General features: G+C 44.6%; 2 protein-coding genes. One reads left to right on the forward strand and one right to left on the reverse strand.

Annotated elements, in window-relative coordinates; genetic code table 11:
* The first annotated feature begins 180 nt into the window (after window positions 1-180).
* Window positions 181-954: an exodeoxyribonuclease III gene (locus A3738_RS11275; protein WP_068501387.1), complete on the forward strand. Its 774-nt coding sequence runs from the start codon at window positions 181-183 to the stop codon at window positions 952-954.
* A gap of 169 nt (window positions 955-1,123) precedes the next feature.
* On the opposite strand, the gene rph is transcribed toward A3738_RS11275, so the two are convergent.
* Window positions 1,124-1,524 (reverse strand): ribonuclease PH (rph, locus tag A3738_RS11280; RefSeq protein WP_068763600.1); only part of this gene is annotated, 401 nt, incomplete at its 5' end.

Raw genomic sequence — 1,524 nt, forward strand, 5'->3', positions numbered from 1 at the left:
GTAAACTCGCCAAACTTAAGAACATTTTTTTGAAGGGCAAATTCAATAAATTCACGTTGATGTGGTTTAAGAGTTTGGTTCGACGACATAGATAAAGCCTTAATGTAAATATTTTCGGTTATTTCTTTTCAAAAAATGTGAATTGAGTATCATACCACGCGTTCAAATTAAGGGGCAGATATGCGTGTAGTATCAATCAGCGTAAATGGCTTGAAGCAAGCTGCTGAACTAGGTTTTTATGAATGGATGCAAGAAATCGATGCCGATGTAGTTTGCGTCCAAGACATTCGCGGTAAAGTCTACGACTTTGATGATGACATTTACCACCCACCAGGTTACGAAGTTTACTTCCTTGATGCCGAGTTTCCAGAAGATGGCGGCGTTGCCATATATACGCGCCACTTCCCTAAAGCCATTATGTATGGTTTCGCTTACGAACCAGCAGATCGCCAAGGCCGCTTTATTCAAGCAGACTTTGATAACGTCAGCGTAGCCTCAATGCTTGCCCCCGGAGCTATGCACAACGCTGAACAGCAAGAAGATAAAGATAAATTCATGGAAGTATTCCAAGACCATCTTGAAAAATGTCTGCGTAAGCGCCGACAGTTCATTTATACCGGAAACTTCCAATCAGCCCATCAAGTCACCGATGCGAGCAAGTACTACCACGACCGAGAGGCGGCCGGATTTCTAGCGCATGAACGCGAGTGGTTTGATAAAAGCTTTGACGAACTCGGCTATGTCGACGCTTTTCGTCAGGTCAACAAACACAAAGGTGAGTACACATATTGGCCAAAAGAGGCTGGTGAAGAGCAAAGCGAAGCAGGGATTCGAACAGACTTTCAAATCACTAGCGCAACGGTCAGCAATGTCATTGAAGATGGTTTTATCGACTACGACACGCGGTTTTCAGATCATGCTCCAGTGATCATCGACTACGACATCATCATGTAACTGAGAATTAGCACGGACGCTAACTCTTACCCTTCATTTAAATCTTCTTTTCACTCGCGGTTACTCTGCAACTTAGATCAGAATACCACCCATTTTTAGATTAAGAGCAAAGCGCATCACGACACTTCGCTCTAGTCTGCGAACGTAGCTAAGTTCTGACAATTCAGTACTATGCGTTACCGTCTAAAAGCGCCTGTTGAAGCTCAAAAATTTCCCCTAAGCCTTTGCGTGCCAAAGCAAGCATTGCGTCAAATTCTTTCTGCTCAAATGCTTCACCTTCAGCTGTGCCCTGCACTTCAATAAAACCACCTTTATCTGTCATCACGACATTCATATCGGTTTCAGCAGCAGAGTCTTCTGGATAGTCCAAGTCAAGGACAGCTTCACCTTCATAAATGCCAACCGAAATTGCAGCCACTTTTTGCTTAAGCGGAGATTCCTTTAACTTGCCTGCTTCGACCAATCCATTTAACGCCACGCCAAGTGCTGCACACCCGCCCGTAATAGAGGCTGTACGCGTTCCGCCATCAGCCTGAATCACATCACAGTCAATCGTAATGGTTCGCTCAC

The sequence above is a fragment of the Oleiphilus sp. HI0066 genome, from assembly GCF_001635725.1.

Excerpts from the sequence above, each read along its gene's own strand:
- A3738_RS11275 (WP_068501387.1), top strand. The coding sequence starts at position 181 with ATGCGTGTAGTATCAATCAGCGTAAATGGCTTGAAGCAAGCTGCTGAA.